Here is a 16,669-nt window from a genome sequence, read left to right as displayed (position 1 = left end):
TATCTTTACTTTCCTTGCTGTCTTGTTTATTGTCCAATATGATCCACCTCCGTATTATGGCTCAGATGACTCGCAATCATTTTTCCGAAATTCGCATCGGTTACCGCAAGCACAACGCGTTCTGGCTTACCTATCGCCTTTCCTAGTTGCTCACGGTCGAATGCTTCGGCGAGTTGTATCCCGTAGGTGCTGCATTTATCACGAAATTTTTTTTTCGTATTAGACGAAGCATCTCCAGCAATAATAACGAGATGCGCTTGCTTGCTCCGAACGGCTTTGAGAACAAGTTCATCGCCTGTGATCAATTTACCGGCGCGCATGGCCATGCCGAGTGTTGATAAGCTCTTATTCGGGTTCATCGCTTACCAGCTCCTTGCCCGCGATAAACTGCTCCTCTACCGCAACAAAATCCTGCTCCAGCTGATCATAAATATGATCTCCTACATGATGCTTAAGCGCTCGATCAAGCGCCTTCGACTTTTTGGCCAGCTTGAAGCAATTCACTTTGCCGCATAAATAAGCGCCGCGTCCCGCCTTCTTGCCAGACAGGTCAATTTGCACCTCGTCGGCCGGTGTCCGCACAATCCGGATGAGTTCCTTCTTCGGCATCATCTCCTGACAAGCGACGCACTTGCGAAGCGGTACTTTTCTCGGTCTCACCGTACACCCCTCCTCTGCAGCTTAATTGACGTTTTCCAATCTATTAATCGATGGAAACCGAGTCTTGATGCATAATCGTTGTCAACGATTTTGGACGGCCGTATTCTTGCTCCGCCTGCGTCTCGCTCTTAATATCAATTTTCCAGCCGGTAAGCTTAGCGGCAAGCCTTGCGTTCTGTCCTTTGATTCCGATCGCAAGCGACAGCTGATAATCCGGAACGATTACTCTAGCCATCTTCTCCTGCTCGAATACAATTACCTCAAGAACCTTGGAGGGGCTAAGCGCATTCGCAACATATTCGTCCACATTTTCAGACCAGCGTACGATATCGATTTTCTCGCCTTTGAGTTCATTTACGATCGTTTGAACGCGCAACCCTTTTTGTCCGACGCAAGAACCGACAGGATCAACCTCGGAATTACGCGTATGGACAGCAATCTTGGAACGGAAGCCGGCTTCCCGGGCAACTGAACGGATTTCAACGACGCCGTCATAAATTTCTGGAACTTCAAGCTCGAAAAGTCGTTTTAAGAGGCCTGGATGCGTACGAGATAAAATGATTTGAGGGCCTTTGGTCGTATTCTCAACCTTCGTAATATACGATTTGACGCGATCGCCATGCTTAAACTTGTCAGTCGGCATAAGCTCAGTCAGCGGCATCACGGCTTCAACCTTGCCTAAATCCACAAATAAATTACGTACATCCTGACGCTGAACGATCCCATTCACGATATCTTCTTCTTTGTCGATAAACGCGTTGTAAATAAGCCCCCGCTCTGCTTCGCGAATGCGCTGCGTGACGACCTGCTTTGCCGTTTGGGCAGCAATTCTTCCGAAATCACGCGGTGTAACCTCGATTTCCGCAACATCATCGAGCTGATAATGAGGATTAATTTCGCGTGACGCCTCCACTGTAATTTCCAGACGCGGATCAAGCACCTCGTCAACGACCGTTTTGCGCGCATATACTTTTATTACGCCAGTATGGCGATTGATATCGACACGAACGTTTTGCGCCGTATTAAAGTTTCGTTTGTAGCTTGAGATAAGCGCAGCCTCGATCGCCTCCAGGAGAACGTCTTTGGTAATCCCCTTATCTCTTTCGATTTCCTGCAATGCTTCAATAAAATCCATGCTCATCGGAATGGAGTTCCCCCTTTCAATATATAAAACGATTGCTTGCCGGATAATCTTAGAAAACGATTGCTAATCTTGCGCTTGCAACCTTCGTATAGGGAATCGTATGGTCCTTCTTGCCGACGCGAATAATCACATCTTCACCGTCAAATGAAAGCAGCAGCCCTTCAAATTCTTTAGCGCCGCTAATCGGTTCATATGTCGTTATGTAAACGTGCTTACCGATTGCTTTCGTCACATCTTCTTGTTTCTTGAGCGGTCTCTCTGCCCCGGGCGAAGAAACCTCTAGAAAATAAGCGTCTGTAATCGGATCGTTCTTATCCAATTGTTCGCTTACGAATTCACTAATACGGCCGCAATCATCGATATCGATGCCGCCTTCTTTATCCACGAATATCCGTAAGAAGAAATGGCTTCCTTCTTTTACATATTCAATATCAACCAGTTCAAATCCATTACTGTTGAGATAGGGCCCAACCATTTCCTCAACGGCGGTTTTGATTTTGGGTGTACTCAAATTGGGTTGACCTCCTGTTTATACGCACTATGCCATTTTGCCAAATACAAAACGTAAAGAGTGGGTTTCCCCACTCTTCTGCATCAAAGTCTTTATCATCATCATTGCCAGAAAAATTATAACATAACCGCATAAGGGTGACAAGAAATCTTTTCTAGTCGGCTCTTCGTCAAAACAACGAAAGCTGATTCGATTCCGGCAATCCGCGGAAGCATCCCATACTCCCGAGCACCTCAATAATCGTTTTAGTCGCCTTGGATTTCATTTGGAAATCCTCAATTGACAGGTACTCGCCTTCCGCTCTGGAAGCAGCGATATTACGGGCTGCATTATCACCGATTCCGGCAATTGCAGCAAACGGCGGAATGAGCGAATCTCCGTCAACAAGAAATTTCGTTGCATCTGACCGGTACAGGTCGATCGGTTTAAAGGAGAAACCCCGCGCTGTCATTTCCAGCGACATCTCCAATTGCGAGACCATATTTTTCTCTTTCGGCAGCGCGTTAAAGCCTTTCGCTTCTATTTCGATCAACTTGCGCAGGATCGCATCATAGCCTTGGCAAAGCAGTTCCAGATCAAAATCATCGGCACGTACCGTGAAGTACGTCGCATAATATTCGATGGGGTGATACAGCTTGAAATATGCGGTTCGAACAGCCGAAATGACGTATGCTGCCGCATGGGCCTTCGGGAACATATACTCAATGCGCAAACAAGAATCAATATACCATTGAGGCACCTTGCAGCGCTTCATTTCTTCGATCCACTCCGGTGTAAGACCTTTACCTTTACGTACGCTTTCCGTTATTTTGAATGCGAGACCTGCGTCCATGCCTGCCTTATATATTAAATAAAGCATAATATCATCACGACAGCCGATTACTGTCTTAATGTTACATGTGCCGTTTTTGATAAGCTCCTGAGCGTTGCCCAGCCAAACTCCAGTGCCATGCGACAGTCCGGAAATTTGCAGTAAATCCGCAAACGAAGAAGGCTGCGTTTCCTGAAGCATCTGACGAACGAATTTGGTTCCCATCTCGGGAACGCCGTAAGTAGCTACCGATGAACGTATCTTTTCGCCTGGCACTTTAAGTGCTGCCGTTGAGTTAAACATGCTCATTACCTTGGGATCGTTCATGGGAATCGTCGTTGGATCAATGCCCGTTAAGTCCTGCAGCATCCGCATCATGGTTGGATCATCGTGCCCGAGAATATCGAGCTTGAGCAGATTCTCATCGAAAGCATGGTAATCAAAATGGGTCGTTTTCCATTCTGCATTTACATCGTCTGCAGGAAACTGGACCGGCGTGATATCTTCAACTTCAATGTAATCCGGAACAACAACGATACCGCCTGGATGCTGGCCCGTACTGCGCTTAACTCCCGTACAGCCGCTTGCAAGTCTTGAAAGCTCAGCCCCGCGCCATTTTTTGTTATGCTCTTCTTCATATTTTTTCGCAAAGCCGTATGCCGTTTTCTCAGCGACTGTTCCGATCGTACCCGCACGGAATACGCTTTTCTCGCCAAACAGTACTTTCGTATAGTTATGCGCTATCGGCTGGTAGTCACCGGAAAAGTTAAGATCGATATCGGGGACCTTATCGCCTTTAAAGCCAAGGAACGTTTCAAACGGAATGTCCTGACCTTCCCCCTTCATCGGTTTACCGCAATTCGGGCATAGCTTGTCAGGTAAATCGAATCCGCTTGGTATGCTGCCATCCAAGAACCATTCGCTGTGACGGCATTCTGAGTTTTTACACAAATAGTGGGCGGGCAGCGGATTAACCTCGGAAATACCGAGAAAAGTAGCTACGACCGATGAACCGACTGAGCCCCTAGAGCCTACGAGATATCCGTCCGCATTCGATTTTTTCACGAGCTTTTCCGAAATGAGGTAATTGGCCGAAAATTTAAATTTAATGATAGGAATAAGCTCTTTCTCCAAACGATCGATAACGACTTGCGGAAGATTCTCTCCATACATCGACTTTGCCGTATCGTAGCATGTGTTTCGAATTTCCTCGTCGGCACCTTCAATGTTTGGCGCGAAAAGTCCGGTTGGGAACATATCGTAGGGTTCAAAACGGTCCGCAAGCTCGACCGTATTCGTCACGACGACTTCACGCGCTCTCGCCTCTCCTAAGAAAGCGAATTCTTCCAGCATTTCTTCCGTTGTCCGGAAATGAGCATCAGGTTTCCGTATACTCTTGAGCGGGCTGAAGCCTGTAATGCCGTGAATTGTAATATCACGGTACATCTTGTCGCGCGGATTCAAGTAATGGACATTGCCAGTCGCGATGACAGGTTTTCCAAGCTCATCACCAATTTGGCATATACGCCGATGCGCTTGTTCAATTTCGGCTCTGCTTCCGACTAAGCCCTTTTCCACTAGATGCATATAAAAATCAATCGGCTGAATCTCGAGCACATCGTAGAAACGCGCTACCTCAACGGCTTCCTCATACGACTTATTCAGTACCGTTTCAAAAAACTCGCCTTTCTCGCAGCCGGAAATAACGAGTATACCTTCACGCAATTCAACAAGCTTGCTTTTCGGTATGGTAGCCACCCTTTTGAAAAATTCCGTGTGCGAAAGCGAAATGAGTTTAAACAGATTTTTCTTTCCTGCCGCATTCAAAGCGTAAATATTGCAATGGAAAGGGCGTGAATTCGATAAGTCCATGCCCACATAATCGTTTAATTGATGCAGATTCGTAATGTTTCGTTCAGCTGCATCGGCGATCAGACCGTACAAAATACCGCCTAATGCTAGTGAGTCATCGACCGCGCGGTGATGATTTTCAAGGCTGATCTTGTATTTGTCGGCAAGCGTATTAAGACGGTGGTTTTTTAGAGAAGGATGGATAAAGCGTGCAAGCTCCAGTGTATCCAGAACAGGATTTTTAAGCTCGGGCATTCCGAGCGCTTTGCAATTAGCTTGCATGAAGCCGATATCGAAGCGCGCATTATGCGCGACAAGTACGTCATCACCGATAAATTCAACGAATTCACGCAGCTTTGGCTCCAGCTCAGGCTGGCCTTTGACCATATCGTCGGTAATATTCGTTAACTGAGTGATGTGATAAGGTATTTTCTCATGCGGATCGATCAGAGTCGAAAATCGGTCGATTTCTTTGCCTTCACGCATTTTAACGCCGGCGAGCTCAATAATCTTATTATTAATGACCGATAAACCGGTCGTCTCTATATCGAATACGACATACGTTGCCGAAGCCAGCGGCTCAGGCCTAGACTCCAGCACCATTGGAACCGCATCATTCACGACATTTGCTTCTAGCCCGAAGAGTACTTTTATGCCGTTTTTTTTCGCCGCTTTATTCGCATCCGGATAACATTGCACGTTGCTGTGATCGGTTATGGCAATGGCCTTATGCCCCCATTTTGCCGCTGTTTTCACATATACATCTACGGGGGTAACGGCGTCCATCGCGCTCATTGTCGTATGGAGGTGAAATTCCACTCTCTTCTCCTCCGCTTTATCCATTCGGTCTGGAGGCGACTTAACCTCATGCAGGTCGTTTGGCATCATCACAAGCTCGGGCTCCTGCATAAAGCGGTCATACTCGATACGTCCGCGCGCCTTGACCCATTTTCCGTTAGCAAGCTGATTTAAAATTTTAACGTCGTCCTTCGTCTTTGCAAACATTTTCATCGCGATGGAATCCGAGAAATCCGTTACGTTAAAGGTAAATAGTGTGCTGCCGTTGCGCAGCTCTTTCACATCAAGGCCAAACACGGCACCCTGAACCGTTATTTTCTTCTCTTCCTCCATAATGTTCATCAGCGGGACAGGCTCTTCTTTAATATCATAGCCGACTGCGAGACGAACCTCTCCCTCATCCACGGGATCCGATTCCGATTCCGATTGCGAACTGGCCATTAGCTGCTGCACATACTCACGTTCTTCTTGCATAATACGAAGGGCGTACTCATCAATGATTTCTTGCCTTGTTTCACTTACAATCATTTTCACTTTGCATGAGCGTTGAAAATAATGACTGTAAAAACGGATAATTTCATCGTCCAGACGTTTTTTGCGGGCCATTTCGAGACCGGTGTTATCGAGAAGAGATAACGTCAATACATCGCCCTGGACCTCGATACTCGCTTTTTGCAGCCAGCCGTTAGCGGAAGCTATTTCTCGCTGCGCCCATTCCATAAACAATCCCCAATATTGCTGAACGATTGACTCGGTTTCCACAATCGGATCATAGACGAACACAAATGAAACCTTGGCGATATGCTCGAATTTCATTCTTACCGCTTGACAAAAGCCGTTATAGGCCTGTAAAGGAACCATGGACGTTTTGCCGATGCAAAACGTCCATTCCCTGTTGCTGTTGCTAACGATAACTTGATCCATATAACCATCTTGAAAATAAGTAAGAATAAGTTCCTGCGGCAGCTCTGACTGCTGTAATAGCAGTTCAAAGCGCTGCCTCTTGGCTGCGGTTTGGCTCATAAAACTCCACTCCTTAAGATCCGAACCGAACTAGCTTCAGTCCTTAATAAGCACGTGCAAATACGACAGTATGCTGAGCACCATCTCCGCACACCAAACATGTTTTCTTCTGAACGGTCGGCGCAAAAGGAATATTACGACTTGTCGCGCCCGTTTCTTCTTTTACCTGCTTCTCGCATGCTGCGGAGCCGCACCATCCGGCTTCTACAAAACCGCGCTGCTCCTCGAGGAAGCTTCTCATTTCATCCAAAGTATCTACTGAACGCGAATTATCGATACGGAATTGTTTAGCCCGATTGAACATTTCGTCATGAGTTTCTGCTAAGAAAGCCTCGACTTCGGCTACTAGAATCGATTGCTGCACGATACGTTTCTCACCAGTTATGCGTGAAACAAGGACAACTTGTCCATTTTCCATATCGCGAGGTCCGAGCTCAAGACGCAGCGGTACGCCGCGCATTTCATATTCATTGAATTTCCAACCCGGACTAACGTCAGCGCGGTCGTCAACGCGAACACGCACGCCTGCTTTTTTCAGTTCGGCGTAAAGCTCATCAACGCGGCCAACAACCTGCTCGCGCATTTTCGCAGGTCCAATCGGAATCATGATAACTTGCGTCGGAGCTACCTTCGGCGGCAATGCAAGACCGCGATCATCGCCATGAACCATAATAAGCGCACCGATAAGACGCGTGCTTACTCCCCAAGATGTGGTATGAGCAAATTGAAGCGTATTTTCACGGTCCAGAAACTTAATGTCGAAAGCGACAGCAAACTTCGTGCCCAAATAATGCGAGGTGCCCGCTTGCACGGCCTTTCCGTCCTTCATCATCGCCTCGATTGAATACGTATCAACCGCGCCCGCAAATCTCTCCGATGGCGTTTTCTCGCCTTTTATGACCGGTATCGCAAGGAATTCCTCTACGAATTGCGTGTAAACTTCCAGCATTTGCATCGTTTCTTGACGAGCGTCCTCTTCCGTTTCATGAGCGGTGTGGCCTTCCTGCCACAGAAATTCGCTTGTCCGCAAGAAAGGCATCGTCCGCTTCTCCCAACGTACCACGTTTGCCCACTGATTGATCAGCAATGGCAAATCGCGATACGATTGAATCCATTTCGAATACATATGCCCGAACATCGTTTCCGAGGTCGGACGGATAGCGAGCCGCTCCTCCAGCTTCTCGCCTGCAGCTTCAGTTACCCAAGGCAGCTCAGGGTTGAAGCCTTCGACATGCTCCTTCTCTTTCTGGAAGAAGCTCTCCGGAATAAATAATGGAAAATAGGCATTCCGGTGACCGGTTTCCTTAAATCTACGATCGAGATCACGTTGGATATTTTCCCAAAGCTCATAGCCCTCCGGACGGAATACGATACAGCCGCGTACCGGCGAGTAATCCATAAGCTCTGCTTTTTTAATAACATCTAAATACCATCTGGAGAAATCCTCACTTTGCGGCGTGATTTCCGTTACAAACTGTTTATCTTTAGACATAAGCAACTGACTACTCCCCTCTTACCAATCGTAAAATATCATTATAGGTTACAACCAGCATCAACAGCATGATGAGCGCAAAGCCTACGAAATGGACCATGCTCTCCCGGTTAGGATCAATGGGACGACGTCGAATCGCTTCAATCCCGAGGAAAATCAGACGGCTTCCGTCAAGCGCCGGTATAGGAAGCAAATTAAATATCCCTAAATACAGACTGAGTAATGCTGTCCAAGACGTAAGCTGTGCAATGCCCTGCTGTGCAATTTGACTCGTGACTTCCGCAGTTCGCACAGGCCCGCCCAAATCATCCAACTTGAATTCACCAAAAATTAGCTTTTTGAAGCCTTCAAATATGCTGATCGTCATATTTTTCATGAGCTTAGCCGCACCTGTAAACGTTTCTGAGAACGTAGCGGCACGAGTCGGCAATGCCGCGGTGATTCCCACCTTGCCCACTCCCTCTTCGTTAGGCTGAGGGGTAATCTCGATTTGCTGAGCTTTGCCGTCACGAATAATATCCATTTTAACAGGGACATTAGGTGATTTACCGATTATATCGATCATTTTATCAAAATCGGCACCGATTTTAACTCCGTTAACCGCATCAATAACGTCTCCCTTACGCAAATTCGCTTTGTCCGCGGGCATACCGTCTGTAATTTCATTAACGAATAGCTTATCCGGCGATTCAACCGGAATACCCGCCATTTGAATGTATGCGGCGAACAATACGAAGGCAAGAACAAAGTTCATTAACGGACCGGCAAATATAGCGAGCGCGCGTTGCCCGACCGTCTTGCTTCCAAACTGCCTGTCAACGGGAGCAATCTGCGTTTCTTTTCCTTTGGTTATCATTAATGCTTGAGGATGCACCGAGTAAGTCTCGTTATCACCTTCTACATTCAAGGTAACGGAAAGCTTGCGTTCCAAATCAATATGAACAACTTCGCCGCGAATAACGCCGCTCCGTTCATCAAGTCGATCTAAATAAAGTCTCGTAACCAAGTTTTCCTTCACTCGCATGGCAATCGTTTGGCCTGCCTGTACATCGACGATCTCCGGATCTTCACCCGCCATGCGAACGAAACCGCCTGCCGGAATAAGTCTTAGCGTATATCTCGTCTCTCCCCGTTTGATGGAAAACAGCTTAGGCCCGAAACCTATGGCAAACTCACGAACTAATATACCTGCGCGTTTCGCGAAAAAGTAATGACCCCATTCATGAATCGTTACGATAACGAAAAAAACGAGTATAGTCAAAAAGACGACTTGAATCATATGCATTAAGCTTAAGCCTCCTGTTCGTTACGGCCTGTACATAGATTATCATTATTCTCCCGTCCGATACAAGAGAACCGTTTTTTCATGCTCAATTACACGGATTCTGCCAACCTTCGAGCCCATGCATCCACTTCTGCTATCATCTGCAAATCATTCAAATCGGAAACTTCATGCTTACCGAGTACCGTCTCCAAAATTCGTTCGATATCAAGAAATGCGATTTCACCCTTTAAAAAGCGGGCGACTGCTACTTCGTTCGCTGCATTAAAGACGGTAGGTGCTGATTGTCCCATTCGGCCACATTCAAAGGCCAACCTTAAGCAGGGATATCTGGCAAAATCCATCTCTCTAAAATGCAGCTTGCCGATTTCGGCTAATTGGAGCCTGTTTGTCGGAGTCGCATTACGTTCCGGATGGGATAAAGCATATTGAATCGGAATACGCATGTCCGGCAATCCAAGCTGAGCAATAATGCTGTGATCAGAAAACTCCACATAAGAATGAATAATGCTTTCCGGATGAATAATGACATCTATTTGCTCATATGTAACATCAAACAGCCATCTTGCCTCGATGACTTCCAAGCCTTTATTGACCATCGTTGCGGAATCGATCGTAATTTTTGCGCCCATTGACCAATTCGGATGATTCAACGCTTCGGCGACCGTTACGCCCTCCAGCTGTTCCCTGCTGCGGTCACGAAAGGAGCCGCCTGATGCTGTAAGCGTAATTTGCTTCACGGCTTGGCGATTTTCCCCGTTCAAACATTGAAAGATGGCTGAGTGTTCGCTGTCTATCGGCAGTATCTTTACATTACGTTGCTTCGCCCGCTCCATAACGATATGCCCAGCCGTAACTAACGTTTCTTTGTTTGCCAAGCCAATCGTCTTCCCTGCATGAATAGCCGCCAATGTAGCCGGCAGCCCTCGGCTTCCAACGATAGCTGTCACGACGATATCTGCTTCAGTACCGGCGGCTACCTCTATCAGCCCCTCTTCGCCGTAAACGACTCTTGTACCTGCAGGCAAATGAGGTTTAACGGCATCTGCGTCCATTTTAGACGCAAGGCTCACGATAGCAGGTTTGAATTGCTTCGCTTGTTCTATGATCAAATCCACGTTAGAACCTGCGGAAAGCGCTACAACCTTATACCGTTCCGGGTCATGTGCAATAATATCCAGCGTTTGGGTTCCGACAGAGCCCGTCGAGCCCAATATGCTTATTTTTTTCATATAAAACCCTCCTGAGTTAAACGGGGAGAAGCTCCGTTAGCCATAACAACGGAAATACGATAAGCCAACTGTCACAACGGTCAAGGACACCGCCATGTCCCGGTAACAGCGAACCTGTATCCTTAATATTTCTGACACGCTTGTAGGCCGATTGAATTAAATCTCCGAACTGACCCGCTACGGCTGCTATTAATCCAATAAGCAATGCTTTTGGCCATTCAATAAGCTCAGAAGCCGTCAAAGCGAACACAGCGGATACTGCAAGCGATAATAATACACCGCCTAAAGCTCCTTCAATGGTCTTATTTGGACTAATAGACGGCCAAAGCTTCGTTTTACCGAATGCGCGGCCAAAAAAATAAGCGCCGATATCCGATGCCCAGATGCAGAAAAAGGTAAGGAATGTCCAAAACAGTCCATTCTGCTCCATTTGTCTAATCTCAATCATAGCAACAAAGCCGTAACCTACATATAAAGCGCCAAGCAACATGAGCGCGGCGCCGTCAAGGGTCGTTCTGTTTTTTGTAATGACAGTTACCGCAAGCAATAGGAACGCCAGCATCCAAAGAATCGTTAAATCCGAAGGCATTTTGATTCCCCACTCGGCCCATGGCAGCACGAACAGAAGCACGCTCGCATATCCGAGCAATGAAGACGGATCCGACCATGCTACTCCATTCATTCGCACATATTCTGTAAAACCGATGATCGCCAGCAGAACCAATAATCCGGTATATAACCACCCTCCGAATATGGCTATGCTAATGAACAGAGCCCCTGCTATAACGCCCGTAATAATTCGTTGTTTCAATGAAAAGTCACACTCCGTTACTTGAAGCTACAATCCACCATATCGACGTGCACGGCGCTGATATTCCAAAATAGCCTGCTGAAAATGCTTTTCCGTAAATTCGGGCCAATACACATCGGTAAACCATAATTCGCTATACGCTAACTGCCACATCATAAAATTGCTAAGACGTAGTTCACCGCTCGTACGGATAAGCAAATCTGGGTCCGGCATGCCGCTTGTCAGCAATCGATCTGCCATAACTTTATCGTCAATATCCTCTATAGCTATACGTCCTTGCTGTACATCAGCAGCGATATCTTTCACGGCTTCCAGCATTTCTTTGCGGCTTCCGTAATTTAAAGCGAAATTAAGTACAAGTCCGGTATTATTTGCCGTTTTGACGATTGCCTCATCCACTGCGCTTATCGTAAACGATGGCAAATCCTTTTTTTGTCCCATCATTCGAACCTGTACGTTATTCGCAATTAGTTCTTCTAATTCAATTTCCAAAAACTGTTGGGGCAATTTCATAAGAAAATCCACTTCAGCTTTCGGGCGTTTCCAATTTTCAGTTGAAAATGCATACAACGTCAAATATTTGACGCCAAGCCGATCTGCTTCAATTGTAATACGTTTGACCGCTTTCATGCCGGAATGATGACCTGCCATTCGTGGCAATCCACGATCTTTAGCCCAGCGGCCGTTCCCGTCCATTATAATGGCAACATGCTCAGGCACATTCTCAATGGCCCCAGGTTCATTCGGCTGTAGGGATGATTTGCCAAATTTGGCCCAAAGTCGCTCGATCATCTTACTCCCCCCAACCGAAATCAAAACCAAACCCCACCTGTCGGAGGGGCCCAGAGTTTCATTATACTTCCATAATTTCTTTCTCTTTGGCTGATAGCACTTTATCTACTTCAGCTATGAATTTATCCGTTGCCTTTTGAATATCTTCTTGATGGCCGCGGGATTCATCTTCGGAAATCGCTGTTTTTTCCAGCTTCTTAATCGCGTCATTAGCGTCACGTCGGATGTTACGGATCGCTACCTTTGCTTCCTCGCCGAACTTCTTCGATGTCTTCACCAGCTCCGCGCGACGTTCTTCCGTAAGCGGCGGGATAGAAATACGAATCGACACACCGTCATTTGAAGGATTAAGGCCTAAATCCGATTTCATGATCGCTTTCTCTATTGCGCTCATGGACGATTTATCCCAAGGCTGTATGAACAGCGTGCGGGAATCAGGCGTATTAATATTAGCCAGCTGATTAAGGGGCGTCATTGCACCGTAATACTCGACTTGTATACGATCAAGTAATGCTGGATTCGCTTTGCCTGCGCGCAGCGACGATAAATCGCGCTTCATTGCCGCAATGGCTTTTTCCATGCGCTCTTCTGCATTTTTTTTGATATCCTGAGGCATTATTTCGCACTTCCTTTCACTATCGTTCCGATTTTCTCACCGAGCACGACGCGTTTAATATTCCCTTTCTCAGTGATCGCAAAAACGATTAGCGGAATATTATTGTCCATGCATAGTGAGGATGCTGTCGAATCCATAACACCTAAATTGCGATTGAGCATATCAAGATAAGTCAGCTCCTCGAACTTCTCAGCTGTACTATCTTTGAATGGATCAGCTGAATAAACACCGTCCACTTTATTTTTTGCCATTAATATGACTTCAGCTTCAATTTCAGCCGCACGAAGAGCTGCCGTCGTATCCGTTGAGAAAAACGGATTACCCGTTCCAGCAGCGAAAATAACGACGCGGCCTTTTTCCAAATGACGAATTGCACGACGTCTAATATAAGGCTCGGCAATTTGCTGCATAGCAATCGAAGTTTGAACACGGGTTGGGACATCAATTTGTTCCAATGCATCCTGAAGAGCAAGCGAGTTCATCAAAGTGGCCAGCATGCCCATGTAATCAGCCGTGGCACGGTCAATCCCCTTCGCCGAACCTGCGATGCCACGCCATATGTTACCGCCGCCGACAACGATGGCTACTTCTACGCCAAGCGCAACAACCTCTTTCACTTGATCAGCAATAGAAGAAATGACAGACGCTTCTATACCATAGCCTTCCTGTCCGGATAATGATTCACCGCTTACTTTCAAAACGATACGTTTATACACAGGATGTTCCAACATTTATACCTCCATCACGCACCTCAGCTGCTGAGGTCCTTCAAATATGTTCTAATCATACAAGCAGGCGGGGCGGACGCCCCGCCCCGCCTATGCGTTCGGATTAAAGTTTCGCTTGAGCCATTACTTCTTCTACGAAGTTGTCTACTTTTTTCTCAAGGCCTTCACCGAGTTCGTAACGAACAAAGCGACGGATCGATATATTCTCGCCAATAGCGCTAATTTTTTCATTCAGCAAAGTCGAGATCGTTTTATCTGGATCTTTAATGAAGGATTGCTCAAGCAAGCAATACTCTTCATAGTATTTTGAAATACGGCCTTCAACCATTTTCTCAACGATTTTCTCAGGCTTACCTTCATTAAGTGCTTGAGCCTTCAAAATTTCGCGTTCTTTTTCAAGCTCATCGCCAGGAACCTCTTCACGACGAACGAATTTCGGATTAGCTGCAGCGATTTGCATCGCAACGTCTCTAGCGAATTCACGGAATTGATCCGTCTTAGCAACGAAGTCCGTTTCGCAGTTAACTTCAACGATTACACCAATACGTCCGCCAGCATGGATGTATGACTCAACTACGCCTTCTGTCGCAATACGTCCAGCTTTGTTAGCTGCTGCTGCCAAACCTTTCTCACGAAGCAAAGCAATCGCTTTATCGATATCGTTGTTTGTTTCATCCAAAGCTTTCTTGCAATCGAGCATACCTGCTCCTGTTCTTTCCCGTAGTTCCTTTACCGCGCTAGCACTAACTGCCATTATAAGCCCTCCTATAGGTTTCACGAAGCTGACTTTGCTTCGTAATGATGTACTTGTTGGATCTTTTACCAATTTTCACTGTTGAATTGCGTTCAAAAAAAGGGCAGTGAGAGGTTTATCACCATCTGACCACCCTTTGCTGACTAGCTAAACATCTCTAATTTAAGCCGTTGTTTGCTCGCCTTGATTAGCTTCAACGATTGCATCAGCCATTTTCGACGTCAACAATTTAACGGCACGAATCGCATCATCGTTACCAGGAATTACATAATCGATTTCGTCTGGATCACAGTTCGTATCGACGATACCAACGATTGGAATACCAAGTTTACGAGCTTCTGCAACTGCAATACGCTCTTTGCGCGGATCGATAATGAACAACGCGCTTGGCAATCCTTTCATCCCTTTAATGCCGCCAAGGAATTTCTCCAAACGGTCTTTTTCTTTGCGAAGAATGATTACTTCTTTCTTAGGCAGAACCTCGAAAGTGCCGTCCTCTTCCCATTTCTCTAGCTGCTTCAAACGGTCGATACGCTTTTGAATCGTTTGGAAGTTTGTCAAAGTTCCGCCTAACCAACGTTGGTTAATGTAGAAGTTGCCGCAACGTTCTGCTTCTTCTTTCACGGAATCTTGAGCTTGTTTCTTCGTACCAACGAACAACATAGTGCCGCCGTCCGCTGCAATCGATTTAACAAAGTTGTAAGCTTCGTCAACTTTCTTAACCGTTTTTTGCAAATCGATAATGTAGATTCCGTTTCTTTCTGTGAAGATATAACGATCCATCTTCGGGTTCCAACGACGAGTCTGATGACCGAAGTGTACCCCAGCTTCTAATAGCTGTTTCATGGAAATAACCGCCATTTCTTCAACACCTCCTGTAATGGTTTTTTAGTGCTCCTCCGCTAGTCGCATCTTTTGTCAAAACTTCCGCCGGGCGAAAGCACCATTTGACAAAATTGACCTGCGTGCGTTTTTAACACCGTCAATTAATATACCATATATACATTCCTTGCGCAACATTCGTTTACAAAAACACAAGCTAGTCCGTTGAAGTCTCATCCGTGAGTGAATCCGCTTGTTGCTTTGTTAATGGCTGACCAGTCACGATTGTAATCGCTTCGTCGACGGATATACCTTCATGAAATAAAAAATAACCGGCGCGGACCAGTTTTTTCGACTTTTTCATTTGATTTACGAATGCGGTATTGCTCTGAATAACGTTGTGCTTCGCAAGCAAATCCGCCGTTACGGTCAGACTGGAGCCCGCTTCAATATGAATGACATGCCTGACCGCCGGCTTCGTCATGGCTTTTTCTTCTATCGCAGCAAATTGATCATCATTCTCGGCTGCTTCTTTACTGCTTTCAGCGGGCTGTTTCGTAGTAGCAGGCGGCTCGATTTCAACCTCTGCTTCTTTCTTCGTTTGCTCGTCTATTTTGGCAGAGTCACGCTCTGCCTTCAGCAGTGCATCCACTTCAGCCTGCGTAAATAGCTTCTCACTCGTGTCGTTATTAATTTGCTTCAGATTCTGGTTGCTTTGCTCTCCGAGCAGCATGAGTTGAAATAGTAATGCGCCTAAAATAATACCTGCGCCGAAGCCCATTAAAAATATTCGGTTTTTAAGCATGAGCAGCCGCCTCCTGCTTCGCAAGCTGAATAATGAGCTGAACCTCTCCTTTATTCATCCCTAGTTTTTTGGAAATCGATTCAATCGATTTTCCTTGATCATATAGTAGAAAAAGCTCTGAATAACGAGCATGGATGGTAGGGATAGAGACAGGCTCCATTATTACTGCTTCTGTGAGCTGCTTCTTCGGAGTTTCTGAAAGAAGCTGGACAACAGGCCTTTCATTCGTTAACTTAAGCTGTTCTGTTAGCGATTCGCAAATGCGTTCAAGTTCAACTATACGCTTCTCCTTGTGATCAGCATCCTTTTTAGCAGCCTGCTGCGCATTCGTTACAAGTTGAACGAGTTCCTGATTATCCTTCTCCATGTTTTCCATAAACTGCTCAAGTGCGTTTTCCATGTTTTGCACGGTCTGATCTGGTAGCATAACGTTCTGTTTCTTGCGCGGCATCACCATAGCGCCAACAAAGACAACCGCACCGAGCAATAATAGATATGGTAAGTAAGGTTGCATCGCTTCATACCTGCCTTTCGAAA

Annotated in this window: 16 protein-coding genes; all 16 read right to left on the bottom strand. The window is 46.2% G+C overall.

The annotated features are described in order from the left end of the window. Nucleotides 1-26 precede the first annotated feature (26 nt). The 16 genes from L1N85_RS01210 to L1N85_RS01135 all read right to left on the bottom strand — a co-directional run bounded on the left by L1N85_RS01210 (nt 27) and on the right by L1N85_RS01135 (nt 16,646). A complete protein-coding gene (locus L1N85_RS01210; protein WP_235233968.1) occupies nt 27-359 on the bottom strand; it encodes a L7Ae/L30e/S12e/Gadd45 family ribosomal protein in 333 nt (110 codons plus the stop codon). Beyond that, nucleotides 346-660: an RNase P modulator RnpM gene (gene rnpM / locus L1N85_RS01205; RefSeq protein ID WP_328285126.1), complete on the bottom strand. Its 315-nt coding sequence runs from the start codon at nt 658-660 to the stop codon at nt 346-348. Before rnpM ends, L1N85_RS01210 begins: the two co-directional genes overlap by 14 nt. Nucleotides 661-703: 43 nt before the next feature. Beyond that, entirely contained in the window at nt 704-1,801 is a 1,098-nt protein-coding gene (gene nusA, locus L1N85_RS01200) for a transcription termination factor NusA (protein ID WP_235233966.1), read from the bottom strand. Between the two features lie 52 nt (nt 1,802-1,853). Then, entirely contained in the window at nt 1,854-2,315 is a 462-nt protein-coding gene (rimP, locus tag L1N85_RS01195) for a ribosome maturation factor RimP (protein ID WP_235233958.1), read from the bottom strand. A 169-nt stretch (nt 2,316-2,484) separates the two neighbouring features. Then, nucleotides 2,485-6,798, bottom strand: a complete 4,314-nt coding sequence (locus tag L1N85_RS01190; protein ID WP_235233955.1) for a PolC-type DNA polymerase III — start codon at nt 6,796-6,798, stop codon at nt 2,485-2,487. Between the two features lie 43 nt (nt 6,799-6,841). Further along, a complete protein-coding gene (proS, locus tag L1N85_RS01185; RefSeq protein ID WP_235233951.1) occupies nt 6,842-8,290 on the bottom strand; it encodes a proline--tRNA ligase in 1,449 nt (482 codons plus the stop codon). 10 nt (nt 8,291-8,300) lie between these two features. Then, nucleotides 8,301-9,575, bottom strand: a complete 1,275-nt coding sequence (gene rseP / locus L1N85_RS01180; RefSeq protein ID WP_235233948.1) for an RIP metalloprotease RseP — start codon at nt 9,573-9,575, stop codon at nt 8,301-8,303. Between the two features lie 89 nt (nt 9,576-9,664). Further along, on the bottom strand, nt 9,665-10,804 hold the full coding sequence (locus L1N85_RS01175) for a 1-deoxy-D-xylulose-5-phosphate reductoisomerase (RefSeq protein WP_235233941.1): 1,140 nt from the start codon (nt 10,802-10,804) through the stop codon (nt 9,665-9,667). Between the two features lie 16 nt (nt 10,805-10,820). After that, complete coding sequence (locus tag L1N85_RS01170; protein ID WP_235233938.1) at nt 10,821-11,615, bottom strand: phosphatidate cytidylyltransferase; 795 nt, start codon at nt 11,613-11,615, stop codon at nt 10,821-10,823. 27 nt (nt 11,616-11,642) lie between these two features. Then, complete coding sequence (locus L1N85_RS01165; protein WP_235233936.1) at nt 11,643-12,407, bottom strand: isoprenyl transferase; 765 nt, start codon at nt 12,405-12,407, stop codon at nt 11,643-11,645. A 61-nt stretch (nt 12,408-12,468) separates the two neighbouring features. Then, entirely contained in the window at nt 12,469-13,023 is a 555-nt protein-coding gene (gene frr, locus L1N85_RS01160) for a ribosome recycling factor (protein WP_235233931.1), read from the bottom strand. Further along, entirely contained in the window at nt 13,023-13,751 is a 729-nt protein-coding gene (gene pyrH / locus L1N85_RS01155; protein WP_235234341.1) for a UMP kinase, read from the bottom strand. The genes frr and pyrH overlap by 1 nt, the downstream gene beginning before the upstream one ends. Before the next feature lie 103 nt (nt 13,752-13,854). Next, a complete protein-coding gene (tsf, locus tag L1N85_RS01150; protein WP_137183990.1) occupies nt 13,855-14,505 on the bottom strand; it encodes a translation elongation factor Ts in 651 nt (216 codons plus the stop codon). Nucleotides 14,506-14,667: 162 nt separating this feature from the next. Next, on the bottom strand, nt 14,668-15,366 hold the full coding sequence (gene rpsB / locus L1N85_RS01145) for a 30S ribosomal protein S2 (RefSeq protein WP_053375748.1): 699 nt from the start codon (nt 15,364-15,366) through the stop codon (nt 14,668-14,670). Nucleotides 15,367-15,544: 178 nt separating this feature from the next. Further along, nucleotides 15,545-16,132: a hypothetical protein gene (locus tag L1N85_RS01140; RefSeq protein ID WP_235233927.1), complete on the bottom strand. Its 588-nt coding sequence runs from the start codon at nt 16,130-16,132 to the stop codon at nt 15,545-15,547. Then, the gene (locus L1N85_RS01135; protein ID WP_235233925.1) at nt 16,125-16,646 is read right to left on the bottom strand and encodes a DUF6115 domain-containing protein; all 522 of its coding nucleotides are present in this window, start codon (nt 16,644-16,646) and stop codon (nt 16,125-16,127) included. The genes L1N85_RS01140 and L1N85_RS01135 overlap by 8 nt, the downstream gene beginning before the upstream one ends. Nucleotides 16,647-16,669: the final 23 nt, after the last annotated feature.

This window comes from Paenibacillus alkaliterrae (assembly GCF_021532375.1).
Lineage (GTDB): Bacteria > Bacillota > Bacilli > Paenibacillales > Paenibacillaceae > Pristimantibacillus > Pristimantibacillus alkaliterrae.
The sequence above is the reverse complement of the archived record's forward strand: the minus strand, read 5'-3'. Positions and strand labels throughout refer to the sequence as shown.

Excerpts from the sequence above, each read along its gene's own strand:
- L1N85_RS01135 (WP_235233925.1), bottom strand. The coding sequence starts at position 16,646 with ATGCAACCTTACTTACCATATCTATTATTGCTCGGTGCGGTTGTCTTT.
- rpsB (WP_053375748.1), bottom strand. The coding sequence starts at position 15,366 with ATGGCGGTTATTTCCATGAAACAGCTATTAGAAGCTGGGGTACACTTC.
- L1N85_RS01165 (WP_235233936.1), bottom strand. The coding sequence starts at position 12,407 with ATGATCGAGCGACTTTGGGCCAAATTTGGCAAATCATCCCTACAGCCG.
- L1N85_RS01190 (WP_235233955.1), bottom strand. The coding sequence starts at position 6,798 with ATGAGCCAAACCGCAGCCAAGAGGCAGCGCTTTGAACTGCTATTACAG.
- L1N85_RS01210 (WP_235233968.1), bottom strand. The coding sequence starts at position 359 with ATGAACCCGAATAAGAGCTTATCAACACTCGGCATGGCCATGCGCGCC.
- rseP (WP_235233948.1), bottom strand. The coding sequence starts at position 9,575 with ATGCATATGATTCAAGTCGTCTTTTTGACTATACTCGTTTTTTTCGTT.
- L1N85_RS01175 (WP_235233941.1), bottom strand. The coding sequence starts at position 10,804 with ATGAAAAAAATAAGCATATTGGGCTCGACGGGCTCTGTCGGAACCCAA.
- proS (WP_235233951.1), bottom strand. The coding sequence starts at position 8,290 with ATGTCTAAAGATAAACAGTTTGTAACGGAAATCACGCCGCAAAGTGAG.
- tsf (WP_137183990.1), bottom strand. The coding sequence starts at position 14,505 with ATGGCAGTTAGTGCTAGCGCGGTAAAGGAACTACGGGAAAGAACAGGA.
- L1N85_RS01140 (WP_235233927.1), bottom strand. The coding sequence starts at position 16,132 with ATGCTTAAAAACCGAATATTTTTAATGGGCTTCGGCGCAGGTATTATT.
- nusA (WP_235233966.1), bottom strand. The coding sequence starts at position 1,801 with ATGAGCATGGATTTTATTGAAGCATTGCAGGAAATCGAAAGAGATAAG.
- frr (WP_235233931.1), bottom strand. The coding sequence starts at position 13,023 with ATGCCTCAGGATATCAAAAAAAATGCAGAAGAGCGCATGGAAAAAGCC.